The sequence below is a fragment of the Luteolibacter arcticus genome (genome assembly GCF_025950235.1).
GTDB lineage: Bacteria > Verrucomicrobiota > Verrucomicrobiia > Verrucomicrobiales > Akkermansiaceae > Haloferula > Haloferula arctica.
Genome location: NZ_JAPDDT010000006.1, coordinates 293,871 through 320,343, shown reverse-complemented (window position 1 = coordinate 320,343; position 26,473 = coordinate 293,871). Strand labels below are relative to the sequence as shown.

Genomic DNA, 26,473 nt, shown 5'->3' with positions numbered 1-26,473 from the left:
CGGGTACCGGCAAAGTAGGGATGAGGTCTTTCGCCTTTGTAGCGGGACGACTTCGTCGTTCCGGCGTGGGGCGGTCCGCCAAATGAATCGGAGTGGCGATCCGCGTTCTGACCCCGCCCAGCCTGAAGGGCGCAGCCCTTCCACTACGATGCTCAAGTCGCCAGACGGGTGTCCCACGCCACGACGCAAAGCGCTCATGCCGAGGCTTTGGAACTGATCTAACAGACCACCGACAGATGCATGAAGAGTCCCTACAGGACACCATGCGCTCCCGCGGCAAACCTGGCACGTCGTGCCAGACTTTTATGAACCGTCCCGCTGGGACGAGGAAGGGGCGTGGCCACTACGCGGCCAAAAGCAAATGCCCGAACTACCTCGTGGGATGTGCCTTCAACCAATCGCCGGAGAGAACTCGCTTGGACTCTTCCACCGGACCCTTCCATTCGTAGGACCATGCAAGGATAACTTCGTTGTCCCCGGTCGTGACCTCAGCTTTCACCCGCCGGTACTCCGCCCCTTCGATCTCGTTCGCGGAGATCCCCTCGAACTCATCGAGCGCAGTGAGTTGATCCGGGCCGACGCGGAAAAGATCGCCGTCCACGGTTTCCGGTCCACGCTCCAGCACCAGTCCGGGATACCAAGTAATCGCATAGAGCTTCCCCACGACCTTCCCGCTCGCGACGAACTCCGCACCATCCATGCGGAAGGCATTCGACCCGCCGCGGCGCAGCGTGCCGTAGACGAAGACCAGCTCGCCGGAGATGTCGTCGGACATGGGAGGATTGTAGCGACCTCATCGGCTAGGTCCACGCCGGACATAAGCCGCACCATAGAACCTCCAATCGCTCCGACGCCTGTCACCGGGCTACCGGCGGAATGCCTCGATCAGCGTCAGGCATAAGCCGATCAGGATAAGCCCGCTCGCCGCGAAAGACATGAGGAAGAGACACCCGAAAAGGACGTCGCTCTCTCCCCGACGCTTCGCAAGCCAGAGCGAAGACAGCGCTGCAAACGGCGCAAGCGCACCAAACACGTTCATTAAGACCTGGGCAAGACGAGCAAGTGAACTTGGTGAATGATTTAAGAAACTCCCGACCAAACACAAGGGAAAGCATAGGAGACAAACCAGGCTGATCCACGTGAACCATGGATACAGCGGCTGGGGATCGAATGGACGGGGAGGTTCTTCATCGAACCAATCCCCGGATTGGATCGATTGCGCGGGATCGACCGCGCCGGTCCAAGCCCAAGTCCAGGCTTCCCGGGAATCTTCAACGTCAGGGAGGGAGTGGACCAGGACCCGGCCTCTACAGAACCCGCCACTGCCAGTCGCCTCCGAGGGAGGTCCTCCAAGCTCATCTAGCATCACCAGATGCCTGGGATTGAGCCGATAGAGTTCTCCGATCACACGGGAGGAGGCAGCCTCTTCCATGACGAGCGCGGGTCCTCCCGGCAGCTTGTAAAGCGTGCCCTGCACGGTCCCATTGCCGATGAACTCCGCGCCATCCATGCGGAAGGCATTCGAGCCGCCACGACGCAATCTGCCGTAAACGAAGGCCAACTCTCCGGCGATGTCGTCGGACATGGGGGGATTGTAGCGGGCTTGCCGGAGTGGTCCACGGCGGACTTCCCGGTCGAGGGGGACGATTGAACGTGGCCCGGCACGAAGTGCCTGCCCCCTGCGATCGCGTAGCCTCTGGCCCGCAGAAGCAAGCTTGCAAGGGGGCCCCGATGGAAGAAGCGGAGCGGAGCTTCGAAGCGGAACAACAGACCGCAGCCAGACGCATGAGGTGTCCTTTCAGGACACGGGCGGTCGGCGATTGCTACCTGGCACTTCATGCCAGGCTCTTATGAGCCGTCGCGTTGCGACGAAGAATCTTCCCACCGCTTTTCCTTACACCCGGTACCCCACCTCGTCATCAAGGTAGAGCTTCAGCGCATCCAGCCCCTCCTCCAATTCGGCCGAAATAGGGATGACCTTCACCTTCGGGAAGCGCTTCTCCAGGAGATCCAGATTCTCGGCGGCACCATCGATGTCCATCTTGTTGGCGATGATCATCCACGGGAAGCGGGCGAGTTCTTCATCATACTCGCTGATCTCCTTGCGCAGGATCTGGATGTCGGAAATCGGGTCGCGGCCTTCGCTGCCGGCGATGTCGACGACAAACAGCAGCACACGGCAGCGGGTGATGTGACGCAGGAACTCGTGCCCGAGGCCGCGGTTCTCATGCGCGCCCTCGATGAGGCCGGGAATGTCCGCCACCGTGCAGCGGCGGAAGCCACCGAACTCGACGACGCCGACCGACGGCTGGAGCGTGGTGAAGGGATACGCCGCGACCTTCGGGTGGGCGTGGGATAGCTTGCCGAGCAGCGTCGATTTGCCGGCATTCGGGAAGCCGACCAGGCCGGCGTCGGCGATGCGGCGGAGCTCGAGGTAATAGACGCCGGATTCGCCCTCTTCACCGGGCGTCGATTCGGTCGGCGTGCGGTGGGTCGGGGTGGCGAAGTTCGAGTTGCCCATCCCGCCCTTGCCGCCCTTGCAGAGGACGAATTTCTGGCCGTACTCGGTCAGGTCGGCGACTGGCTCGAGGTCGATGCCCTCGTCGCCGCGCTCGAATTCGACCGCTTCCTGAACGGTCACCGCATTGCTCTTATAGACCACGGTGCCGGGCGGGACCTTCGCGATGACGGTGTCGCCGCCCTTGCCGGTCTTGCGCACGCCGCCGCCATTGACGCCCTTCTTGGCAATCAGCTTCGGGTCGTAGTGGAACTGCCGGAGATTGTCGGTGGACGGGTCCACGATCAGGATCACGTCGCCGCCTTTCCCGCCATCGCCGCCATCCGGGCCGCCGCGGGGCACGAATTTCTCCCGACGGAACGAAACGGCTCCGTTCCCTCCGTCGCCAGCTTTGGCAAAGATGCGGATATGGTCGATGAACATTGGGGCGCGGAACCTTGTGGGTGGAGCGGGCGACGTCAACGCAAAACCATGGCGCTCAACGGGGCGAACTCGACTTGCGCTTCCCCTTTTCATGGCGGCCTCGCCCAACTAGACGAGGGATATTCAGAATCAAAGCTCATGTCCGATTCCAGAACCGAGGATTTCCAACGCTACCAAGAGCTTTGCCTGACCACAGCATCCTTCAAAACCATGGAGGAGAAGGAGGCGATCGCCTGGCGCTTGCACGAAACCTCGGCCCCGGAAGGCACCCTTTTACTGGGCGACCTGCTCATCGAGCTTGGATATTCCAAGTTGAAGCCGGATCTCAAGGCCCGGACCTACACCCGCGAGACTCTCCTTCCCGGCGCGTTCCAAGCTTTGGTGGCGAAGCCCCCGGCAGACCAGTGGGACTGGTACTGGCTGGGAATCGCCTACGAAATGGGACGCGGGACGGACACCAACCACGAACTCGCCGCCAAGGCCTTTGAGCAATCCCGGCTGCTTGGAAATGACCTCGCAGGCTTTGAGGAGGCCTGGGCTGCCTATCTGGCGAATGGCCATCCCGCGGAAGGAGCGGAGCGATTCTCCCGCGTGGAAGGACCGCTGAGAAAATGCGCGGCGGCGGCCGCGGCGGCGTTCAAGTGCCTCTCCTCCCCTTCCGACCCTCCGGGATCAGAGGGCTACCTGGAAAGGATCCGGGGTCTCGCGAAACTGCTGCATGCCGACTACCGGCACACCGGCGGCTCTCGACGGATCAATGTGACCGTGGAGGCGGAATTGCGAAAAGATCTGGAAGCGCTCAAGGAAGAAGGCACCCCGCTGGGCGCCCTTACCCTCTATTTCGTCGCCAAGGGCTCACGACGCAATCCGACGGGAGAAACCGAGGACGTCTGGTTGGCGCGCTCCCTTCACCGCGACAACGGGGTGCTTCTCAAGTTCTTGCGCGATGGGACGATCCCGTCGGCTGACATTCGGAAGCTGAAGATCAAGGGGTGGGGCAAGGTGGAACTGGAAGCATGGATCTGGTCGGGCGACCGAGAGACGCCGCAGGGCGAAAACTCCGATCCGGATATCATACTTGGTCCTCTCTCAGAGGTGCCGGGTTCCACAGACTACCAAACCGAGCCGCTCAAGCTCGGAGCATTTGGATATGCCTGCCGCATCCAACTTGAAGCAACGGACGGACCTCCCGACCAGGAAACCAAGGAACGTGCAGCGTGGCTCGCTCGCGCCACGGAGAAGTTCAAAGACGAAGTAGCTGCGGCCATGACCGCGGCATACCGCGAATGGATCAGGCCGGAGTATCTGCAAGCGCTGGAGCATCCCGACCGAGGCTATCGCTACACGGCCGAGGACCTCCCCGAAGTGAACGAGCCCGGCGGGATTTGGAAGATCATCAAGGACATCCACTCCGTGGCGGTGGAAAGCGATGACGAGTTCTACCTCTCCTTCGAAACGGTCTTCGATGCGGATCACGAGTTCGTCGTCCGCTTCAAGGACTCCAGGATCCATGAGGTGATGATGGACGGATAGCCCCACCCTACACCCTCGCGTCCAGCCATTTCCCGCGAAAACGGCCCCGGGCCGAAGGCGGCTGAGGGCCGTCGAAGCCGGTGGCCCGCTGGTCCGGGCCACACGTGAGCCCTTCATTTCCGCGCGCCTTGCAAGATCCATTCCCGGACGGCCTCACGGGTAGAGGAAGGGACGGAAGGCAGCGGATACGGAGGCATGCTCTTCGTCGCCAGCATGCCGAGGAGCGGACTCTTCTCCGGATGCTTCAGATCGACCGCTTTCATCAGGCCGCCGTAGGTGGAGAAGTCGTGCTGGGTGCCCGCCCCGTGGCACGGCATGCACTGGGAGTCGATGAGGTTTTTCCGCAGCCAAGTGTAGCTCAGCTCCTCGCGACGATAGGAAACCGCAGCACTCTCAGGCCGATCGGCCGTGGCGCGCCCATACAATTGGTCGAAGTAAGTCACGACACCCTGGTAGGTGTCCCCGTTCGCGGTCTGTTCCGGAATGCTGAGAATGACGGGCTTCCCCCGTGAAGCGGCCGGGGCGGCGGGATGATCGGCCATCAGGTGGCTGAGCGTGAGGTAGGCATCCAGCCGCCATGGCTGACTCTTGGCGTCCCGCAGGTTCGCATGCACCTGAAGACACATGGACGGAAGAAGGCCGGGAATTTCCAGAAAGAGGGCACCATCATCGGCCAAGCGGACGGAACGGACCTCCAAGCGGTCGTGACCCAACTTCCCGGGGGATTTGACGGAGTATTCCGCCGAGCCGTAGGTCTGGAGCGAGTCCACGTAGTTCCATTGCTGCACGAACCAGTTTTCCGGCGCGGGAAGCAGGGAGTCCAAGGGGCCATTGAAGCGGAGCAGCAGTCCATTCCGACACGCCCGCCAACTCGTGAGCACCGTCGCCTCACGACCGGTCCAGCGGATGCGGTGCAGGCATCCTTCCGTCGAGGCATAGTCGCCCCAACCATCCAGCCCCGCGACGAAGACCTGCCCGTCTTTCGGCTGCATGGCCACCCGGCAGACCCCGCTGGAGAAATTTCCCGGCATGGGAACCATCGCTGCCTGCGGGGTTCCTTCCGCGGGATCGCGGACGATGTAGTACCAGGTGCCGGTCCCATAGCTGGTGCCGAGGATGGCCTGCCCCAGCGGACCGAAACGGGAGTCGTCCATGAAGAGTCGTCCGCCGGGGGAATTATCCACGCCGCGCGGCAGATAGAGGATGCGCCGTCGCTTCGCGGAGGAGCCTTGGTTTTCCGGATGGTCCGCCTCGTAGATGGTGCAGGTCCCGTTGTTGCGGTCTCCCTCGGAGGAGTCCGAGAGAACCAGCCCATCCTTGCGAACCGCCAAGCCCAAGGGATTTCTGGAACCCTCGCCGGTCCTCGTGAGGTCGCCGCCGTCGGCCGAGAGCCGGAAGGTGCCCGCCCTGGCATTGAAGTGGAAGTTCCCCGCGGCATCCCTTTTCAGATCGCGGCCGCACTCGTCCGGATGCGGAATGTCCTCCCGGCTGAAGCGCTCATACAGGTCCGCCTCGCCATCGCCATTGAGGTCCACCAAGCGGAAGATGAAGCGCCTCGCATTCACGTGAGGCACGCCTTCCGCGACCTCGATCCCCATCGGCAGATCCAGCCCCGAGGCGTAGCGCTTCCACTCGACCTGCTTGAGGTCGCCCTCCAAGCCCGTGATTTTCCAGACGTCTCCGACCAAGGTGGACGCGTAGGCGGTGCCGTCTGCGGCGAAGGCTAGGCCGCTGAGGGTCATGGGCGTGTGGTAGGGGTTGTTCCCGGTGGGTAGCGGGATGTCGTCGATCGCATAGGCGGCTCCCCGGCTGGCGGGATCGGCATCGAGGACACCCTCCACCTTGATGATCTCGGGAAAGCGGGACGGCCCGCCACGGAGACAAGTCCCGGGAGCAAGCTCTGCCGCGGGGATGGGGATCGCGGCCAGCTCCGCGCGGGCCGGGGCAGATTCGCTCTCCGGCCCGCTCCAGCTCACGGCAAACAGCCGGCCGCCGACCGGAACGACCGTCAATCGGACTCCGTCACCACTTTCGTGCGGTTCGATCTTCAGTCCGCCTCCTGCGATGAAGCGGTGAAAGCAAACGGTGCCATCCGTCTGGCCGCGCAAGAAGAGGTCCTGGTTCCGCCCCGCGGGCTCCACGCTCCATTTCATGACGGAACCCTTCGGAAGATCCGCAATCCGGGGCAGGCGAAAATCCACGGGGTACTGAGTCCCGGAGCGGAACTCGAGATCGCGTGCGAAGAAACGTTGCGATCCGCTTTTCGCCAGAACGACGGAAGGCCGTTCCAGAAGCTGCGCTCCCGCCAACTCCGACCGAAAGACGACCGAACTACCATCGACATGATAGCCAGTGAAGCGTCCGATGTTTTCCCCGCCCCGCAGCCAATCGCCACCCGTGCCGGAGAACGACGGCTTTCCGGCAACATCAAGCTGGAAGCCGAAGCGATCCACGGCGAACCCGAAGTTGTGTTGGGGGACCGATAGACGCCCTTGGGGAATGAATCCGGCGAATGAGCCGCTGATCCCGTCGAACACAATGACGGCAGGATCTTCGGCGGGACCGCTCAGGACGTGAAACAGTCCCGTCCCAAGGCGCGAGGTCACGGTGGTGAAGTCCGGGCCCGCAGGACGATCATAGGCGCCGGAGTCACGATCGTTGGTGCCTCCCCAGTGACCGCGGCGGCCGCCATCCAACTCTGGAAAGGGCGGCAGAGGGTCGGGTCGGTCGGAAGGATTCGCCAAATGGTAGTCCGCCTGCCGGGCATAGAAATCGTAGAGCCGGTAGCGGTTCACGGCAGCCTCCGTGAACCGCCTCCCCTCCCGGCCGCCGCCGGTGGCGTAGTAGGGAAGCGGGCTCAAATCGCTCCGCAATGACCTCGCCTCGTACTGCCCTTCCGCCATCGGGAAAAGGAGCACCCCGCACGCGATCCAACCGGCCGGATGGAGGAATGGAAAAGTCATGAGCCTTGCAGCGCGGCGCTGGTGGATGTGAGAGGAGCGGACGAAAAGCGGTCCATAGGCGCGAAGAAAAGCAGAAGTTCGCCGGTCTCTCTACGCCCCGGGTCTCCCGGACTGCGACTATTGTCTCACTCCTTCTTTACGATGAGCCATGAGGCTGCCTGAATCGTTCCGATGCGCGGCATTCGCGAAACGATCCATCCGCCCGGCGGACATTCCTTCCGGTTGCTCGAGTGGAGCCAAAGCCTGCGGGAAGTGGACTCGGTGATCTCCCCGGGCCGGACCGTGCGCGTCCCCGGAGCGGGGAATCATTGGCACTTTCATCCGGAAATGGAGCTGACCCTTTTCCATACCGGCCAAGGCACCCGTTTCGTCGGCGATCACATCGGCCCCTTCGCGGCCGGGGATCTGGTTCTGTTAGGAGAAAGATTGCCCCACTACTGGCACCCGAAAGGCGCCTCCAGCGGGATCTCCGTCCAATGGCATTTCCCGGACGACCATCCATTCTGGGGATTCCCCGAGAACCTCGTGTTGGCCGAGCTTTTCAAGCGGTCTGGCCACGGCATTTCCATCACGGGAAAAACCGCGGAAGCAGTCTCCTCGCTGATGGGGGAACTCACCAAAAGCATGGGCACCGGTCAGCTCGGGATCTTCCTGATCATCCTGGCGCGCCTGGGCAGAGCCTCCGGCCGGGATCTGCGCCTCCTTTCGGCAAGCGCCTTCAATCTGCCATCCGAGTCCGCCCATCAGGCCGCGATGGCCAAGGCGGTGCGGCATCTGATCGCGAGTTTCCGGGACGAGGTCCATCTGGAGGATGTGCTCAAGATCACCGGGATGAGCCGCGCGACCTTTGCCCGGCAGTTCAAGAGACACTCGGGCCACTCCTTTAGCGGCTTCCTCAATCGGCTGCGACTCCAGGCTGCCTGCCGGGAGTTGGAGAAGAGCGACCGCGGGATCCTCGACATCTCCCTGGCCTGTGGATTTCCCCACGTCTCTTTTTTCAACCGTCTGTTCCGGCGGGAAATGAGGTGCAACCCCACGGACTACCGGAAGCGATCGCGGGCACGGAAGGCATGACCGGAAGGAGCGCCGGCGGGAAAGAGCTACACCCTCGCGTCCAGCCATTTCCCGCGAAAATGGACCCGGGCGAAGACCAGCGCCTGGGTAACGAGATCGAGCGAAAAGATCACCCACACGACCCGCAGGTCGAACCACGGCTGGTCCTTGAGCAGCCACATCATACCGATGCGGTAGAAGATCATGCTGCCAAACGACCAGCGCATGACGGTGGTGGTGGCCCCCGCGCCGCGCATCGAGGTTTTCAGGATGATGCAGGTGGCGAAGAACGGCTGGGCGGCGGCGCAGATCAGCACCAGCGGGGAGGCGAGGTGTTGGTGGAGGTCGCTTTTCGGCGCCATCAGCGCGATCAGCTCGTCGCGGCCGAAGATGAAGAGGATGCCGATGGCCCCCATCAGCACGGCGGCGATTTTCCAGCACAAGCGCACGGCGCGGACCGCCATCTCCTTGGAACCCGCGCCGAGGTATTGGCCGGCTAGGGCCGCGCCGGCAGTGCCGATCGCCCAGCCTGGCAGGAAGCTCATCGACTCGACCCGGATGGCCAGGATGTGCGCGCCCAGATTCGCCTCGCCCGGCAGGGTGGCGATGACGTGGATGCCATACGCGTGAATCGCCCACATGAAGCCGATTTCCAGCGATTGCGGCGCGCCGACCCGGAGGATGCGGCCGAGCGTTTCGCGGTGCGGCCGCAGGCCTGCGAGGCTCCAGGCAAGCAGGCCGTTTCTCCGCATCAGCACCACCGAAACGACCACGAGACCGGAAATCCAGCCCGTGACCGTGCCCCAGGCGATGCCGGCCACGCCATGACCCTGCTCGATCGCCAGCCACCAGCTCACCGCCATGTTCACCAGATTCACCACCAGCATGGCGATGAAGGGCGTGCGGGTATCCCCTGCCCCGCGCAGGGCCGCATTGATCGCGAACATCGCGCCGCTGACCGGCCCGGACAGGGCGAGCACGCGGAGGAAGGCCTCGGCGTGGATTGCGGCCGCCGGTGACAGCCCGACGCCGCGGATCAGCGCGGGAATGCCGAAATGCAGGGCGAGCAGCGACAGCACCCCGGCGGCGATGCCGAGGTAAAGCCCTTGGCCGAGGCCACGCCGCGCGAGATCGGGATCGCGGGCCCCGGTCGCTCGCGAGACAAGCGCCATCACGCCGGTCGCCACCGCACCTTGGAGGATATTGAAAAACCACCCGACGTAGCCGCCGAGGCCCATCGCATCGAGAATCGGCACGCTGGCCGGCCCGTCGGCGATGCGGCCGGAGATCAGCAGGTCGGTGAAGCCGACGCAGAAGGCGAGGACGTTCTCCAGCAGCGGCCAGACCGCCAGCACCGCGACCTGCCGCGTGAGGGACATGCCCCCGAGCCGCCCTGCCAGCCTGACTTCCGGCACCGCGCGCTCGCTCGCTTCGATGGTGGCACCGGGTTTCATGGCAGCCGGGAAGCCGTAGCGAGGGCATTCCCGGCTGGCAACCGGCATCAGGCCTCTTGGCCGGAATCGACGCTCCGGGCGCTATTTCCGGTCATCCGAGCCGACGAACTTGTAGATCACCGCCCCGAGCACGCCGCCGATGATGGGGGCGACCCAGAACAGCCAGAGCTGGGCCAGCGCCGGGCCACCGGCGAAGACCGCGACGGCGGTGCTGCGGGCGGGATTCACCGAGGTGTTCGTGACCGGGATGCTGATAAGGTGGATGAGCGTGAGGCCGAGGCCGATGGCAATCGGCGCCATGCCGGCCGGAGCGCGCTTGTCGGTGGAGCCGAGGATGATGAAGAGGAACATCATGGTCATCACGACCTCCGTCACCAAGGCGGCGGCCAGCGTATACCCATCCGGCGAATGGGCTCCGTAGCCATTCGAGGCGAAACCTGCCCGGACGTCGAATCCCGCCTTTCCCGAAGCGATGATGTAGAGGATCAGCGCCCCTGCGATCCCCCCAGCGACCTGCGCGCCGATGTAGGGCATGACCTTCGCCGCGGGGAAGCGCCCGCCCATCCACAGGCCGACCGTCACGGCGGGATTCAGGTGGCAGCCGGAGATGTGACCAATGGCGTAGGCCATGGTCAGCACCGTCAGGCCGAAGGCGAATGACACCCCAACGAAGCCGATGCCGAGCTCGGGATACCCCGCCGCCAGCACCGCGCTGCCGCACCCGCCAAGCACCAGCCAGAAGGTGCCGAAAAACTCTGCTACATACGATTTCATATCTTGTTCGTGTTGTGGTTAGGAGGGGTGGGGTAAGCAGCAGCAAGGGCGGGAGGCCGTTAGGACAACCTTTCGCCACCATCCGGCGTATAGCCATACGCCCATTCTCCAACAAGGAGAATCATGGACGGGGACCGAAGCGTCACGAATGGGGAAACAACGAAGCGCTAAAAACGATCGAAAGGTAAAATACCCGGAGAAGCTGCTATTTCCGGCTGCTCCATTTTCGCTCGTTTCGTCCTTTTCGTTGTTCCTCCACCGCTGCCTCGACAGATCACCTGTTCGCGGCGAAACTCATCCCATGCACCGGCCTGCGCCGAGGCCCCGTTCGCCACTCTGTGAAAGCCACGCCGAAGAAATGGCGAGCATGGTGACCCATGCGCTCGGCACCGCGCTGGCGATCGTGGCACTGGTGGTGATGGTGATGAGGGCCGAGGGGGAAGCTTTCCGCACGATTTCCGCCCTGGTTTTCGGCGGCACGCTGGTCCTGCTATACGGCTCATCCACGATCTACCATGCGACCTCCTGCCCGCGGAGAAAGCCGTGGCTCCAAGCACTGGATCATGCGTGCATCTACCTCTTGATCGCCGGCTCCTACACCCCCCTCACCCTGGTCGCGCTGCGCGGGCCGTGGGGGTGGACCTTGTTCGGGATCGTGTGGTTTCTGGCCATCGCCGGAGTGCTGCTGAAGACCTTCGGCCGCGGCAGGCGCGACACCTGGTGGTCTACCGCGCTCTACATCGTGATGGGCTGGCTGGCGGTGATCGCCTTCGGCCCGATGCTGCGCGCGCTGTCACCCGCCGGTGTGGCGTGGATGGTCGCCGGCGGCCTCTGCTACACGCTGGGCGTGATCTTCTTCGCGTGGAAGCGGCTGCGCTACAACCACGCGATCTGGCACCTCTTCGTGCTGGCTGGAAGTGCCTGCCACGTGGTGGCCACGGCGCTGTATATTTTGCGGTGAAAAGTAGCCGCTGGTCGCCGCAAAGGGGCATTAATCGTAGCTGAAGTCACTTCGGCCCGCGGAATTTCAGCGCGGCCTCCGTGCGGGAGCGTACGTGGAGCTTCACGTAGATGTGCTTCAAGTGCCAGCGCACAGCCTCCGTCGACACGCCGAGTCGCTCGCCGATTTCCTTGTTGATGAAGCCCTCCGCCACCAACTCCAGCACCTCGCGCTCGCGGGCGGTGAGCTTCTCCACCTCCTCCGCCGAGGTAGATTGATCGCGGAAATGAAGAATGACCTTGCGTGCGATCTCGCCGCTCATCGGCGCGCCTCCCTGCTGGACATCGCGGATGGCGGTGAGCACCTGCTCCGGCGTGGAGCGCTTCAGCAGATAGCCGGAGGCACCATTGCGCAGCGCGCTGAAGACGCGGTCTGGGTCTTCATAGACGGTCACCATGATGACCTGCGTCTCGGGCAGCAGTTTCTTGAGCCGCGCCACGCACTCGATGCCCGACATGCCGGGAAGCTGGATGTCCATGAGCACGACTTCCGGCGCGTGCTTCGGGAGCTGGATGAGTGCCTTCTCTGCGGTGTCGCAGGAGCACACGCAGCGGAAATCCGGCGAGAGATTGATGATGGTCTCCAAGCCCTCGCGGGTGGTCCTGCTGTCTTCGACGATGCCGAGCTTGATCATGGTGTGTTCGTGTTCTTTTCCAAAGGCAAGCTGAACCCGACCGAGGTCCCCCGCCCCGGGTTCGTCTCGATGCGGCAGGCTCCACCCAGTTTCTCCATTCTCGCGAGCATCCCGGCAAGACCATCGCTGCCGGGAGAGTCCGGGGCGATGGCAAAGCCGCGGCCGTTGTCGGCGAGCGCGACGTCGAGGCGGCCCGCGGTCACGGCGATCTCGAGCTTCACCTCGGTCGCGCCGGAGTGACGGACGATGTTGTTCAGAGCTTCCTTGAAGGCGAGGAACAGCCCATGGCGGCGGCGCGAGTCGAGCGGATGCCCGGCGACCGAGTCGGCGATCTTGAGACGGCACTGGATGCCGGCGAGATCGAGGAAACGCTGGGCGAAGAGGGAAAAGTAGCCCGCCAGATCGGTGACAGAGTCGTAGCGTGGATTGACCGCCCACACGATCTCATCGAGCCCGGTGACGAGGCCGCGGCAGACTTCGCCGAGCTGGGTGAGATAGCCGTCTTTCTTCTCCTGCGGGATGGCGTCGCTCTGGACCAGCGAGGTGAGGATGCCCGCCTCGGTCAGGCCGGAGCCGAGTTCATCATGCAGGTCCTGCGCGACACGCGCGCGCTCGCTCTCCATCTCCCGGTGGCGCTCGCTGGACTGGCGTTCTTCGATCTCCGCGGCGAGTTGGCGGCTGCGCAGGGCCACCGTGCGACGGAGCGAGAACACCCAGCCGAGAGCAAGCGACAAGCCACCGGAAAGAATGGCGATCGCGAACATCGTGTGACGGGCGGTCCACCACGGGCCGCGGTGGAGGACGACAAGATCCCCGGGCTCGTGAAGCAGCAGCTCGAAGGGTTCCGCCGCCGCGCGGTCAGGCAAGCCTGCCACATACACGCCGGAGAGACGCACGATGCTGCCGCGCTCGACCGGCTTGGCGGTGCGGTCCGCCGTGGCTAGGCGCGCGACGAAACGCTGGCTGCCCGCTTGCACTTCTAGCACGCGCTCTTGCTCGCGCAGGCTGTCGCTTAGCAAGCTCGCCTCGATCGACACCCGCGTCGCATCCAGCGCAGCATCGGGCAGGCGGTCCGCGCTCACAACTTGCGGCTCCGGGATGGCTTCATGGCCGATGCCGCGGACCCGCGTTTCTAACAGAACAGGCGAAGGACCACCCAGCCGCGGGTAGCCGGAGGCCTCCACGCGGTCGCCGGGCTTCAGGCCGGAGGTATCGGCGGAGACGACGCGGAAGCCCCTGCCGCCGTCGGTCAGGTAGAGTTCCGGAGGTCGTCCATGCAGCACCGTGCCGAGCACCTTCACGCGCTTGAAGCGGCTGGAGTGCGAGGTGAAGAGTAACAGGTCCGCAGCCTTGATGGAGGGCACCTCGAAGGGATCGTCCGGGGCCGGCGCCTGCACCGTTAGCAGGGCGTTACCTAACAAACAGACGCCGGGATTGACCCGGCCGGTCGAGCTGTCCCAGTTCGCGGTGAAGACGCCGCGGATGCGCACCACGCTGCCGCGAAGGGCCGTGCGCGCCGCCGCATCCATATCGCGCACCGGCAAGGGATAGAAGCGATGGTCGACGATCCGCAGCATGCCGCCGCTGGTCAGCAGCTCCATCGCGTCCGCGGTATCGGACACGACCACGCCCTCGATCTCCACCAGCTCGGCATCAAGGCTGCCGCTCGCGATCTGATCCCACGACGGCCGTTTAGGCTCGGGCATCGGGGCGCGACCGTGGTAGCTCGCGCGCTCGCCATAGATCATCGGGGAAAAGTCGCCGGGGGCGGTATTGCCTTCGATTTCCCACAGCTCGCCGGGACGTGGAGGGACACTGGACGGAGGGGCATTGTAGTAAATGAAAACGCCCCCGGTCGAATCCTGAAGCACCAGCGAGGCCGAGGTCGTCATCGTCACCACGCCGGTCAGGCGCGCACGGTAGGGTTTGCGGGATTCCTCCGGCTGCAAGCGCCGCACTTGGCCCACCTCGGTGAGCAAGTCGGTAGGTTGGCGGGGTGAGGCGAAAAGTTCCACATCGCCCTGGCGCACGACCGCCATCCCGTCACGGCGGCCGATGCCGCGAAGTGTCACGCGACGATTGAGCAAGGTCTCCGGCTGGAGCTCGCCCTCGCCCGCCACGACCGCTTGGAACGACGCGCTCGGGCCTGCCAGATCAAGCACGAGCCATCCATCCTGCCGCGCCGCGAAGGTGACGTTTCCTTCCGCGGTCACCCAGTCGCCGCCGTTGGCGGAAGCACTGCCGTGCCACTCCCGCGTCGTCATCACTCCTCTTCCCGCCAGCGGCGTGACGCTCACCTTCGGTTCGCCGAGGTAAAGCCGCGAGCCATCGTCCGATGACACGTGGAAGGTATAGAGCCCGGTCTGCGGAATCTCGAGGAAGCCGGTGAATACCGCCCCCGCGTGATTGGGCTGGGGCACCACGGCCACGTCGAAATCGGGAACGGTCCCGCGGGAGACAGGCTCAAGCATTTTGAAATCCGGCAGCGCGTGCCATTCGCCGATATAGGTCTGGTAGGCGAGTCCCGGCGAAAAGTCGCCCTCCCCCGCAGCACGTTGAAACAAGGAGGACGCCGGCACCCCCTGCCGCGGCAAGCCCGGTCCCTCGAACTCTAGGTCCAGCGAGGTCTCCGCGTAGCCATTGAACCACTCCATGCGCAGCGGCTGCTTCCCCTGCTCCAGATGAAGCGTTCCCGAGCGGGTGACGCGCGAGTGGTGCCCGTCATTCTCCACGACCGGCGCAGTGCCCAGCCGGATCACATGGCGGTCGCGGACGATCAGGCAGTCTTCACTCTCGATTCGCAGCCGCATCCCCTCGCTGCAATCCGCGGGCAATGACGGACACTCTAACAGAACCGTGGCGGTCGCGTCCTGCAGCGCCACCCGCCTCCCCTCCGCCGAGCACACGGTGCCCTCCAGCGTGAAGGACAGGATCTCCCGGCTCTTCTGATCGGCAGTGCGCTGGAGAGCCGCCAGCGACATCGGCTCCGCCGCGTGAATGCCGAGACAAAGGCCGGCCCCGAGCAAAGCGAGGCCAGCGATCCTACCAGCGTGATGCGGGGAAAACATGATCATGAAATACACAGTCGGAGAGCAAAAGCACCGCTGGACCGGGAGAAAGTCGGCTTTCGTGCCACACCATTTCAACCGCCGAACTCGGGGGACAGGATTTCTACCGGGTCGGGTAGCTGTGCGCGGGGCGATGGAGAGGACCATGATCAAAAGTGACCTCGGGTTCAATTTCCAGGGCCCGCAAGGTCCCGTTGAGCCGCCCGACACCTCATCCAAAGCCCGTTACGATGATGCTCCCAGACCAACCCCTAAGAGCCCCCGGCCGCAGTTGCCGGGCGGCGATATTCCTCCTCCCCCTCTTCTCCAGCCTTGCCGGAGCCGTGGATTTCCCCATCGGCGTGAGTTTCGCCGACGAAGCCGCAACCTCGTCTCATATTGCCGCCGCCGATGTCGCCGGTGCAGAGATTCAGCACGCGAACTGGAACAGCTGCTGGCGCTGGGGAAATCCCACTCCCCTCAAGGATGCCAACGGTGCTTCCACGGACGTGACCATGAAATGGGACGCCACCGGCGCCTGGGTAGTCGCTGCCGCCCCGCTCGCCGGCGGCAATGGCATCCTCATGAATGGCTATCTGGACTCCAACGGACAAGCCAACGGCGCGTTCGACGGAGTCTTCGGCAGCGCCAATGATAAACCTATCGTGCTCGTCACTAAGCTGGATGAATGGATGGCAGAGAACAACCTCACCTCATACAGCGTGGTAATTTATGCCGATGGCGACTCAGCCGGCGGCGACCGCGCGACGCGGGTTTGGCTGGCCAATACGCTTCCCGGCGCGCCGGTAGGTGCCGACCCCGGCCTCGGCACCGATCTGACCAGCAGGGTCGACATCATCGACCAATCGAACTGGAACACGAACCCAACTTTCACCCGCGTCACAGGCACCTCGGGCGTGGGCAACTACACCGTCTTCAGCGGCCTGACCGCTCCTGCCTTCTACATCCGGGTCGATGAAGCCGGCACCGGCCCGTGGCGCGCGCCGCTCAACGGCTTCCAGATCATCGGCACAAACGTCGTCGAGGTTCCCGACACCGATGACGATGGCCTGCCGGACGCCTGGGAAAACAATCATGGCCTCGACCCGGAGGACGACGGCACCACCAACATCGATAACGGTCCCGAAGGCAATCCCGACAACGATGGCCGCACCAATCTCGAGGAATTCAACGAGGGTGTGGACAGTACCAACCCGCGCAAGGCGGACACCGACGAGGACGGTCTCGACGATGGTGAGGAATTCACGGCGGGAACCCTGCCACTGGATCCCGATACCGACAACGACACGCTGCCCGACGGCTGGGAAGTGGACAACGAGCTCAACCCGCTCGACGACGGCACCACCGACCCTGACAACGGCGCGAATGGCGACCCGGATGAGGACCTGCTGCTCAACTCGGGAGAATACACCCGCAAAACCGATGCCCAACTGGCGGATACCGACGACGACGGCTACAACGACGTCGATGAAGACGGCGGCGGCACATGGAGCAGCGAATTCCTCACTGGCAGCAGCGCCATCAAGGCCGACACCGATGGCGACGGCATCAAGGACGGCGATGAGAACCCCGATGAGGACTACGCCGCCGGCACCGTCACGGGCACCGACCCGAACAAATCCGACACCGACGGCGACGGGCAGAACGATCGCTGGGAGTTCTTGTTAGGAACCGACCCCAAGCTCGACAGCTCCACGCTGCCCACCGTCCCGGTGGTCAATTCGAGCTTCGAGCTGCCGGATGCCGCGGGCGGATTTCTCCGGGTCATCCCCGATAGCTGGTCCCTCAGCACCGCTCACACAATCGAGGAGACCTACGTGGAATGCCTCACCGGCAGCGGCGTCAGCGGTGGACAAGGAGCGCAATACGCGGGCATCCAGACCCTCGGAAACTACCTCTATCAGGACACCGGCGTGGCCTTCAGCCCGAATACGACCTATCTGGTGGACCTCGCCGGCGGCTACCGCAATGGCTTCCCCACGGGAACCGTCGAGTTCGGCCTGTATTCCAGCAGCGCCATCGGCACGCCGGTATCGGGCTATCCCGGCCGCATGGACTTGAATGGCGTGCGCCTCGAATCCGGAAACCCGGATGCCGACGGCGTGGTCAACAAGCTGCGCGATGCCAGCGCTCTAACAACGATAGGCTCCGGAGCCTTGGGACGTCCTTACTCGTTCGTCACTGGCAGCACCCCGCCCGCCGGAAACATCGCGGTCTACATCCGCCACGCGAGTGGCTTCCGCGTGCTCTTCGACAACGTCCGCATCATCGCGGTGCCGAATGCCACCGACGTGGACACCGACGGCCTGCCCGATGGCTGGGAACTCGCCAACAACCTGTCTCCGCGGGACAATGGCAGCATCGCGGTCGTGAACGGCGCGGCCGGCGACCGAGACATCGACGAAAGCCCGAACTCGCAGGAACTCGCCGCGGGCAGCGATCCGAATGACCTCGACACAGATGGGGACGGCCTGAGCGACGGAGTGGAATCCAACAGCGGCGATTTCATCGATGCCGACGACACGGGCACCAGTCCGATCAAGATGGACAGCGACGGCGACCAGATCGCGGACAATACGGAACTCACGCTAGGCACCGATCCCACCCTGCCCGACACGGACGGCGATGGCTTCAACGACAACGTCGAAGTCGCAGCCGGCACCGACCCGACCGACGAGGATGACTTCCCCATCACCGCGGATCCAAAGGTCACGGCCTTCAGCTTCAATGGTGCCGCCTTTGAACTCACCGTCGGCAATCTCGTCGCTGCGAAGACCTACACGCTGGCGCGTAGCACCACGCTGGACGACTTCTCTCCGATCGGCACCACGGTGACGGGAGTGACCACCCACACCTTCAGCGATGCAGACACCCCGGAAGGCGCCGCCTTCTACCGCGTCGAGGAAGTGACCGGTCCTTGAGAGCCGAGCCTTTCTTGGGTAACTCGAGTGTATGTGCGGCCATCCTGTTAGACGGGATGGCCGCATTTTTTGTAGCGGAAGGACTTCGTCCTTCCGGCGGAGCGGGGCTTCCTTGGTCATCGTCACTCCGATTCGTTTGGCGGACCGCCCCCCGCCGGAACGACGAAGTCGTTTCGCTACCTCCCCCGTCAGGTCATAAAAGCATCCCGCCCGAGGCCTCGATGCGCTGGGCATTCACCCAGCGGCCTTCCTCCGAGCAGAGGAACGCGACCACGCCGCCGATGTCGTCCGGCACGCCAACGCGGCCAAGCGCAGTCTGGGCAGAAAGCATCTCCCGGACTCCGGCATGCGCGAGGTGGCCCGCAGTGAAGTCGGTCTCGATCGCACCGGGTGCCACGACGTTCACGCCGATCCGGCGCGGGCCGAGTTCCTTTGCCAGATAGCGGGCCATCACCTCGACCGCGCCTTTCATCGCGGCGTAGGCCGAGTAGCCGGGAATCGAGAACCTCGCGAGGCCGGTGGACGTGCAGACGATGCGCCCGCCATCGGCAATCAAAGGCAGCAGTCGCTGGGTGAGGAAATAGACGCCCTTCAAGTGGACCTGATAGAGCCGGTCGAAGTTCTCCTCGGTCATCTCAGCGAAGGGCGCGGACGAGTCGATCCCCGCGTTGTTCACGAGGAAGTCGAAACTCTCCCGCTGCCACGTCTCTAACAGCGCCGTGCGGACCGACTCCGCAAAACCGGCAAAGCTAGCGGTGGAGGAAACATCCAACTGGAGCGCGACCGCCTTGCGACCGAGCGCCTCGATCTCCGCGGCTACACCTTCGCCTTCGGCCTTCTTTTCACGATAGGTAAGAATCACGTCCGCACCGCGGGCAGCGAGTGCGAGGGCGATGTTGCGGCCGAGGCCGCGGCTACCACCGGTGACGATGGCGATCTTTTGGTCGAGTTTCATGGGATCTTGTTAGAAACGGTCAGGGATTTTTGGGCGCGATGGCGTCGAGCAACGGATCATTCGATGCCATCAACTTGCAGGGCGAGACGATCTCCAGCGCTGGCCCGTTCTCCTTCGGGAAGGCCGCGGCGACGGCGAAGAGAACCAGCGAACCGAGGAGGAAGGCAGTCCTCCATTCCGGACGCCGCTCCAGAAAGGAGAAGCTCCGCTTCCGCAGCACGGGGATGATGTCCACACTCATGGTCGGATGGCGTTGAGGTGTTCAGTTCGCGCTCGCGGTTGGGCGAACGATGATCTCGTTCACGTCCACGTCATCGGGTTGATCGATCGCAAAGCCGATCGCCTTGGCAATCGCTTCCGCCGGGATGGCCACCTCGCGGAACTTGTCGATGAAGCCGGCGGTCGCCTCGTGGGTGATCGTGTGGGCCAGCTCCGAGGTGGTGACGCCCGGCGAGATGACAGTAACGCGGATGTCGGTGTTCTCTTGACGAAGGCCATCGGAGATCGCGACCACGGCATACTTCGTGGCGCTGTAGACCGCGCAGGTCGGCCAGACGGCGTGACCGGCGATCGAGGAGACATTGATCACCTGTCCGGAGCCTTGCTTCTTCATCACCGGCAGCGCGGCGGCGATGCCGTGGAGCACGCCGCGGATATTCACGTCGATCATCTGATTCCACTCGTCGATCTTGAGCGCTTCGAGCGGCGACAGCGGCATCACGCCGGCGTTGTTCACGATCACGTCGATGCGGCCGTGCTTCTCGATCGCGAGGCCGGCGAAGGCGCGCACGTCTTCGAGGTCGGTCACATCGAGCGAGGTGAATTCCACCGAGCCGCCGGCGGCATTGAGTTCGGCGGCGAGCTTCTCGAGCCGGTCGGTGCGGCGGGCGCCGATGACGAGGTGGTGGCCCTTCGCGGCGAGGTGGCGGGCGGTGGCTTCACCGATGCCGCTGCTGGCTCCGGTGACGAGGATGACTTTGCGATTGGTGTTCATTTTTCGGTTAAGGTGGTGGTGAGCGTTGATCGCTTCCACATGCCAACACCGTAGCGCCCGGCGGGATTCCCGGATATACCTGATGGGCCGGAATGATTGCCCGATCCTCCGATCCTCAAGATCCGGCTTGCCGAATTACCCGGCTTGATTGCCTATTCCTCCGCATGAGCGCAAAACAACATCCGATGGAAAATCTCATCGCCGCGGCCCGGCCGGGTCGACTGGTGGAACTGTTAGGCGGCCTCGCGCAGGGCGATGGCTTCAACGCGACACGCCTGCCCGGGGTGAAGCTGATGCGCCTGGGCTGTGCCATGGTGAGGGGCCCCGTCTCCTATGACCCTAGTATCGTGATCATCGCACAAGGCCGGAAGCGCGGCTATCTGGGCGACCAGGTTTTCACCTACGATGCGAATCATTTCCTGGTGCTCTCGGTGCCGCTGCCCTTCGAGTGCGAGACCCTCGCCTCACCCGAGGGACCCATGCTCGGGATCTCGATCGGGGTGACACCCACCACAATCGCCGAGCTGATGATGGCCATGGAAAAACCGCTCCCCATCCCGATGGGCAAGCCGGAGGCGATCCGCGCGAATCCACTCACCGAACCGCTCTACGATGCCGCGGTGAGACTGGTGGAAGCGCTGCATTCCCCGGAAGACGCGCGCATCCTGGGACCGCAGATCGTGCGCGAGATCACCTACCGCGTGCTGACCGGTGAGGAAGGCGGCCCCCTGCGCGCGCTGGCGGCGCCCCACAGTCACTTCGGCCAGATCAGCCGGGCCCTCCAGCGCATTCACGACGACTTTGCCACGCCCGTGGACATGGCCACGCTGGCGAGCGAGGCGGGCATGAGCGTCTCGACATTCCACGCCCACTTCAAGGCAGTGACCAGCTCGCCACCCTTGCAGTATTTGAAGACAATCCGCCTTCACAAGGCGCGGCTCATGATGGTGCAGGGGGGCGAGACGGCGGCTAGCGCTGCCCGCCTCGTGGGCTATGAAAGCGCCTCGCAATTCAGCCGTGAATTCAAGCGCTTCTTCGGCGCGACACCGGCCGCGGAGACGGAAAAGCTCAAGGCGAGCTTGATGCAGCTCGCGTAAGTTTTCGGGGCGTGAAATCCGTCGCCAACTTGTAATCGCCCTCCGCCGCCGGGTTTGCATGATTCGCGGCGATGAAACCCTCCCTGCTCTCCGCCGGCATGCTCCTGATCGCAGGCATCGCGATCGCCGCGGAACCGGCCTTGAAGCTCGATCTGGGCGGCGGCACGACGATGGATCTCCTGCTCGTCCCCGCGGGGCAATTCACCCAGGGATCCCCGCCCGGCGAAGCGAGCCGGGCTGCGGATGAAACCCAGCGGAACGTCCGGATCAGCCATGACTACTACATCGGCAGTAGTGCCGTGACCCGGGGCCAGTGGGAGCGCTTTGTCGCGGACACCCGCTACCGCACGGAGGCAGAGACCGGCACCAGCGGCGGCTATGGCTGGGACGGAAGTGCCCTCGCCCAACGGAAGGAGTTCACCTGGAAGACCCCCGGCTTCCAGCAGACCGCCGAACATCCGGTTTGTCTCGTCACCTTTCCTGATGCGCAGGCGTTCTGCACCTGGCTCGAACGAAAATCGGGCCGGAAGATCTCGCTGCCGACGGAGGCACAGTGGGAATACGCCTGCCGCGCCGGCACCACGACTCCATGGCACGGCGAGGACATCGCATGGCACAAGGGCAATGCCGGCAACGGCACGAGACCTGTCGATTCCAAGCCCGCCAATCCCTGGGGGCTCTTCATCGCAGGCAATGTGTCGGAGTGGTGCCTCGACTGGTATGCGCCCTACCCCGCGGGCGACGCCATCGATCCCCGACAAGACAATCCGAACCTGAGCGACAAGCCCCGCCGGGTCTTGCGCGGCGGCTCGTGGATCCGCGGCGCGAGCAATACCCGCAGCGCTGCCCGCTACCGGGCTGACCCGCGCAGCCGGAATGGCGACATCGGCTTCCGCATTCTGGCCAGCACCGAAGCCATCGTCGCGCCGCCACCACCTCCCCCGCGGCCAACCCTACCCGAGCTGCCACCGGTAGAAGCCGAGACCTCATCGCCGCCGGTGACCATTCCCGATGTCCCGCCGCAACGTGAAGCGCCGACTCGCAGCTCGCGCGAGTCTTCCCCCTCAATTCTTCCGTCGCTGTTCAAGGGTCTCTTCTGCCTGCTGATCCCGGTTGTCCTCGTGATCAAGTTCGTCCTCCTGGCCTCCCGTGCAAGAAAGGGCCGCCAACAAAGGCCCGTCGCACTTTTCCGCCCGGCTCCCCAACCCGCCCACCGGCCCCCCGTTCGCGCTCCCGTAAGAAAAACCGACGATGGCTTCTGGGTCCACGGCGATTGGCCGGAAGGCACCATGCTCACGGTCCGCTACGTGATCGCCGGCACCGCCATGGTTCAGGAACTCCTTTACCGTCCGGGAGACGATGGCCAGTTCGTCTTCACCGGCAGCGAGCCCGATTCCGTCAGCGTGGTCGCTGGCGACGAGCCGCAAGACGACCTCCCGACGACGATCTTCAGCACCCCTCCCCCGTTTCCGACCCGACGGCATGACGACGACGATGATGACCACCGTCGCCCTCCGATCTTCCCCTCGGCCTACTGACCTGACGAGCGATGTCCCATTCGCGCTCCCTTTCCGATCCGCATCCGCAGCCGGCACATGTCAGCCTGGGCGGTGCGGCCCATATTCTCGGCGGCGATCCCCGCAAGCCGTGGCTGGAGGCCCGCAGCCGCCGCAGCTTGGAAGCCGCGGGGTTCACGCTCACCCCGATCGAGAGCGGTCCCGGGCTTTTACTACGCGCCGGCCACGTGCTGCGAGCGCCCGAGACCTTCAAAGCGCCGCCGCTGTTAGAGGGACGGCCCTTGGTCGCGATAGGCCTACCTCCAAGCGGCGCGTGGGCGGATTTCCACCGCAGGCACGGCGGCGATTACCCCGGCGAGTTGCCGGTGCCGCTTTGTGAGTGGCATTCGTCTCCCGCCACGCTGCAGGCGCGCTTGAGAGGAGAACCACTGCCCTCGTCGACACGCGTCGTCCACTGGCCGGTACTCGATCTCGCGGAGACCGACGAGCGGCTGGCGGTCTATCAGATCGTCACCAGCCTCCAACACGGCGGTGCCGAAAAGATCGCGCGGGATCTTGCGGAAGAGCTGCCACGCCACGGTGTCGCGACGCGACTGGTGGTGCTGGGAAAGCCTCACCGCAAGCCCCTTGATGCGCCGCCCGGAACGCTCGACCTCTCGCATCTCCGGCGCGGCGAGCGTGCGGGCATATTGGTAAAACATGCCATCGCCCAAGGCGCGGACGTACTCCACGTCCATCTCACCGATGCCGACGAGACCCGGGTGCTGTCGAAGTCCGGCATCCCGGTGATCGCCACGGTCCACAACAGCCGCCAAGGCTGGCCGCGCAACTGGGAGACGCTGCGGTCAAACGATGTCTCGCTCCTGCTGGCCTGCTCACAAGCCGTCGAAACAGAACTGCGCGAGGCACTGCCGGAGCTACCGGTGCGCACGGTGTGGAATGGCATCCGGCCGCATGAGTTCCCCGAAACGCCGCTGCCCTCGACCGCCACGGGATTTACGCTGGCCTGTGTGGCGAATCCGCGACCCCAGAAACGGCTCGAACTGCTGCCGGCCATCGTGGCCGCGACCCGCCATGAACTCATGTCCCGCGGAGTGAACCAACTGGTGAAGCTGGTCATCGCAGGCGAGACCTCGGACAGTCTCGCCGATGCGCTCGTATCCCGGAAACTGGTCGACCGCGAAGCAGAGAAGCATGGCATCGATCTGACCTGGACCGAGGGCGAGGTCCCGGTGCGCGATGTCTTAGCAAGGGCGCACGCGCTGGTTTCTTGCAGTGCTCATGAGGGACTCAGTCTCGCCCACCTCGAAGCGATGTCATCCGGTCGGCCGGTGATCGCCTGCGACACGGGTGGCACGCGCGAACTGGCGTGGCGGAATCCCGCGGTACGTTTGTTAGATGCGGCGGCACCTCCGGAGCAGTTCGCCAGGGAGATCGTGAACGCATTGCTCGCTCCCCTACCCTCGGCGCACAAAGGGGTGTGGCGTGACTTCACGACGGAGCGCATGGCGGGGCGCGTGGCTCGCTTCGCACGGCAGGCGGCATGCCTCGCCAGGAAGGGAACCACGTTGTGGTTCGTCACAAACAACCTCTCGATGGGCGGCGCGCAGTCATCATTGCGGCGGCTGGCGAAGTCGTTTCACGCCAAGGGCCATCGGGTGCGCGTGGCATTGCTCCAGGAATATCCGGAGCATCCTACGGCGGGACGGACGGATTTGTTAGAGCACGGCATCGAAGTCTTCGTTCCTCCGCCATCGGGCATCATCGGGCCGCAGGAGTCGGTGGATTTGATCCTCGCCGAAATGACCGCCGACCCGCCCGCGGCAGTGGTGTTCTGGAATGCGATCACGCTTCACAAGCTGCTGCTCGCCGACGCGCTCCCGTTCACGCCGGTGCATGACATTTCGCCGGGTGAAATGTGGTTCTCGTCCTTCGAGCGGACGATGGAGAATCCTCCCCCGGGACTGCCGTGCCGGGTGCCACGCCACTACGGCCGCTTGTTAGAGAGCTTTGTTGTAAAATACGGGGCGGAAGCAGAACGGGCGAAGGCAATTGGCGCTCCCGTCGCAGTCATCCCGAACGGGGTGTTGCTGCCGGATCAACCTCGCCGGCGCTCACACTTCAAAGGGAAGCTGGTCTTCGGCACCGCCGCTCGAATCAGCCCGCAGAAGCGTCTGGACGAGCTGATCGAAGCGTTCCGGATCGCCTTGCCCGAGTTGCCAGACTGCGTCCTGAGAATCGCCGGCGGGGTCGAGACCGGTGCGGAAGAGTGTGCGGAATCATTGCGGGAACTCGCAATGGATCTGCCCGTCGAATGGCGGCGCGAGACGCAGGACATCGGCGGCTTTCACGCGGGCTGCGATGTCTTTGTGATGATCTCCGATCCCGCGGGTTGCCCGAATGCCTCGCTGGAAGCGCTGGCTTCGGGCCTGCCGGTGATCGCCAGCGATGTCGGCGGTGCTTCCGAGCAAGTCATCGACGGAGTGAATGGCCGGCTGGTTCCGGCGCGCGACGTTCGGGCATTCGCTAACGCCATGGTCGATCTGGCCCATGATGCTACGAAACGCGACGCGATGAGCGTGGCCGCCCGGGAACACATCCGAAGACACTTCACCCTGGAGCGAATGACGAACGACTACCTGCGACTTTTCCTCCCGGATGCCATCTAACAAACCCAGCGTATTGGTCACCGGAGCCTCCGGCTTCATCGGCAGCTACGTCGTCCGGCATCTCGCGGCGGCGGGCTTCGAGGTGACTGCCCTGGATCTCCGCGAGCCGGTGACGCTGCACCCCGAAAGGGTCCGGGAGATCCGCTGCGACCTCCGCGACGGGGCGCTGCCGGAAGGGGGCTTTGACACGATCATTCACCTCGCTGCATTGGGAGGGGTCCGCCCTTCAATGGAGCGGCCATCGGACTACCTGGCAACCAATGTCGCCGGCACGGTGCGACTATTGGAATGGGCAAGGCAGCGCGAGGTGAAGCGCGTCATCTTCGCTTCGTCATCCAGCGTCTATGGCGCGACGGATGGAACCCCGAGCGCGGAGGATGATCCGCTTTCACCCTGCAGCCCGTATGCCCTGACGAAGGTGCAAGGCGAGCAGTGGGGAGAGCTATACGCCCGGAAGTACGGCATCGATTTCCTCGCGTTGAGGCTGTTCGCCGTGTGGGGCGATGGTCAGCGCCCGGATCTGGCGCTGGAATCCTTTCGCCGGAAGATTCTCGCCAGAGAAACGATCACCATCCACGGCGACGGCAGCCAGCGAAGGGATCTCACCCATGTGTCCGACGTGGCCCGTGCGGTGGAAAAATCGATCGCTTGGACTGGCCACGGCTTCGAGGTCTTCAACATCGGCACCGGAACCAATCACTCGGTGAACGACATGCTGCGTGCGGCGGAGGCGTGGGCGGGGATGACCACGGAGGTGAAATATGGACCCGCGCATCCGGCGGACGTGCCGACGACCTTGGCGGATGTCAGGAAGGCGCGAGAAGTTCTTGGCTGGAAAGCGGAGGTGCGCTTCGCATAAGGAGTGTGGACGTTCCGTCCACACCGTGTCGACGGAACGTC

General features: G+C 64.2%; 19 protein-coding genes. 8 read left to right on the top strand and 11 right to left on the bottom strand.

Annotated elements, in window-relative coordinates; all coding sequences use genetic code 11:
* Positions 1–370: 370 nt before the first annotated feature.
* From OKA05_RS15625 to obgE, 3 genes are all read right to left on the bottom strand, one after another.
* Positions 371–775, bottom strand: coding sequence for a gamma-glutamylcyclotransferase family protein (locus tag OKA05_RS15625; protein ID WP_264488102.1), 405 nt, complete (start codon positions 773–775; stop codon positions 371–373).
* A gap of 90 nt (positions 776–865) precedes the next feature.
* Positions 866–1,585, bottom strand: coding sequence for a gamma-glutamylcyclotransferase family protein (locus OKA05_RS15620; RefSeq protein WP_264488101.1), 720 nt, complete (start codon positions 1,583–1,585; stop codon positions 866–868).
* A 309-nt stretch (positions 1,586–1,894) separates the two neighbouring features.
* A complete protein-coding gene (gene obgE / locus OKA05_RS15615; protein WP_264488100.1) occupies positions 1,895–2,941 on the bottom strand; it encodes a GTPase ObgE in 1,047 nt (348 codons plus the stop codon).
* 138 nt (positions 2,942–3,079) lie between these two features.
* Here obgE and OKA05_RS15610 point away from each other — a divergent pair, with 138 nt between their 5' ends.
* Entirely contained in the window at positions 3,080–4,474 is a 1,395-nt protein-coding gene (locus OKA05_RS15610) for a hypothetical protein (RefSeq protein ID WP_264488099.1), read from the top strand.
* A gap of 113 nt (positions 4,475–4,587) precedes the next feature.
* On the opposite strand, the gene OKA05_RS15605 is transcribed toward OKA05_RS15610, so the two are convergent.
* A complete protein-coding gene (locus tag OKA05_RS15605) occupies positions 4,588–7,437 on the bottom strand; it encodes a hypothetical protein (protein ID WP_264488098.1) in 2,850 nt (949 codons plus the stop codon).
* 171 nt (positions 7,438–7,608) lie between these two features.
* Between OKA05_RS15605 and OKA05_RS15600 the strand changes: the two genes are divergently transcribed.
* On the top strand, positions 7,609–8,511 hold the full coding sequence (locus tag OKA05_RS15600; protein ID WP_264488097.1) for an AraC family transcriptional regulator: 903 nt from the start codon (positions 7,609–7,611) through the stop codon (positions 8,509–8,511).
* 26 nt (positions 8,512–8,537) lie between these two features.
* On the opposite strand, the gene OKA05_RS15595 is transcribed toward OKA05_RS15600, so the two are convergent.
* Both OKA05_RS15595 and aqpZ read right to left on the bottom strand, forming a co-directional pair.
* The gene (locus tag OKA05_RS15595; RefSeq protein ID WP_264488096.1) at positions 8,538–9,944 is read right to left on the bottom strand and encodes an MATE family efflux transporter; all 1,407 of its coding nucleotides are present in this window, start codon (positions 9,942–9,944) and stop codon (positions 8,538–8,540) included.
* 81 nt (positions 9,945–10,025) lie between these two features.
* Positions 10,026–10,718, bottom strand: a complete 693-nt coding sequence (gene aqpZ / locus OKA05_RS15590; RefSeq protein WP_264488095.1) for an aquaporin Z — start codon at positions 10,716–10,718, stop codon at positions 10,026–10,028.
* Positions 10,719–11,076: 358 nt separating this feature from the next.
* On the opposite strand from aqpZ, the gene trhA reads away from it, so the two are divergent.
* Positions 11,077–11,679 carry a PAQR family membrane homeostasis protein TrhA gene (gene trhA, locus OKA05_RS15585; protein WP_264488094.1) on the top strand — a complete coding sequence of 201 codons (603 nt, stop codon included), beginning with the start codon at positions 11,077–11,079 and terminating at the stop codon, positions 11,677–11,679.
* A gap of 46 nt (positions 11,680–11,725) precedes the next feature.
* Here trhA and OKA05_RS15580 read toward each other — a convergent pair whose 3' ends face one another.
* Positions 11,726–12,352, bottom strand: a complete 627-nt coding sequence (locus tag OKA05_RS15580) for a response regulator (protein ID WP_264488093.1) — start codon at positions 12,350–12,352, stop codon at positions 11,726–11,728.
* Positions 12,349–15,426 carry a PA14 domain-containing protein gene (locus tag OKA05_RS15575; RefSeq protein WP_264488092.1) on the bottom strand — a complete coding sequence of 1,026 codons (3,078 nt, stop codon included), beginning with the start codon at positions 15,424–15,426 and terminating at the stop codon, positions 12,349–12,351. Before OKA05_RS15575 ends, OKA05_RS15580 begins: the two co-directional genes overlap by 4 nt.
* A gap of 335 nt (positions 15,427–15,761) precedes the next feature.
* On the opposite strand from OKA05_RS15575, the gene OKA05_RS15570 reads away from it, so the two are divergent.
* Positions 15,762–18,341, top strand: coding sequence for a hypothetical protein (locus OKA05_RS15570; protein WP_264488091.1), 2,580 nt, complete (start codon positions 15,762–15,764; stop codon positions 18,339–18,341).
* 193 nt (positions 18,342–18,534) lie between these two features.
* On the opposite strand, the gene OKA05_RS15565 is transcribed toward OKA05_RS15570, so the two are convergent.
* From OKA05_RS15565 to OKA05_RS15555, 3 genes are read right to left on the bottom strand one after another with little or no spacing between them, the layout of a single operon-like run.
* On the bottom strand, positions 18,535–19,296 hold the full coding sequence (locus tag OKA05_RS15565; RefSeq protein WP_264488090.1) for an SDR family NAD(P)-dependent oxidoreductase: 762 nt from the start codon (positions 19,294–19,296) through the stop codon (positions 18,535–18,537).
* Between the two features lie 19 nt (positions 19,297–19,315).
* Positions 19,316–19,537, bottom strand: coding sequence for a hypothetical protein (locus OKA05_RS15560; protein WP_264488089.1), 222 nt, complete (start codon positions 19,535–19,537; stop codon positions 19,316–19,318).
* 21 nt (positions 19,538–19,558) lie between these two features.
* Positions 19,559–20,290 carry an SDR family oxidoreductase gene (locus tag OKA05_RS15555; protein ID WP_264488088.1) on the bottom strand — a complete coding sequence of 244 codons (732 nt, stop codon included), beginning with the start codon at positions 20,288–20,290 and terminating at the stop codon, positions 19,559–19,561.
* A 164-nt stretch (positions 20,291–20,454) separates the two neighbouring features.
* Here OKA05_RS15555 and OKA05_RS15550 point away from each other — a divergent pair, with 164 nt between their 5' ends.
* The 4 genes from OKA05_RS15550 (at position 20,455) to OKA05_RS15535 (ending at position 26,432) form a co-directional block, all read left to right on the top strand.
* Positions 20,455–21,387: an AraC family transcriptional regulator gene (locus tag OKA05_RS15550; RefSeq protein ID WP_264488087.1), complete on the top strand. Its 933-nt coding sequence runs from the start codon at positions 20,455–20,457 to the stop codon at positions 21,385–21,387.
* Between the two features lie 71 nt (positions 21,388–21,458).
* On the top strand, positions 21,459–22,925 hold the full coding sequence (locus OKA05_RS15545; RefSeq protein WP_264488086.1) for a formylglycine-generating enzyme family protein: 1,467 nt from the start codon (positions 21,459–21,461) through the stop codon (positions 22,923–22,925).
* An 11-nt stretch (positions 22,926–22,936) separates the two neighbouring features.
* Entirely contained in the window at positions 22,937–25,573 is a 2,637-nt protein-coding gene (locus OKA05_RS15540) for a glycosyltransferase family 4 protein (RefSeq protein ID WP_264488085.1), read from the top strand.
* On the top strand, positions 25,563–26,432 hold the full coding sequence (locus OKA05_RS15535; RefSeq protein WP_264488084.1) for an NAD-dependent epimerase/dehydratase family protein: 870 nt from the start codon (positions 25,563–25,565) through the stop codon (positions 26,430–26,432). The genes OKA05_RS15540 and OKA05_RS15535 overlap by 11 nt, the downstream gene beginning before the upstream one ends.
* The last annotated feature ends 41 nt before the right edge of the window (positions 26,433–26,473 follow it).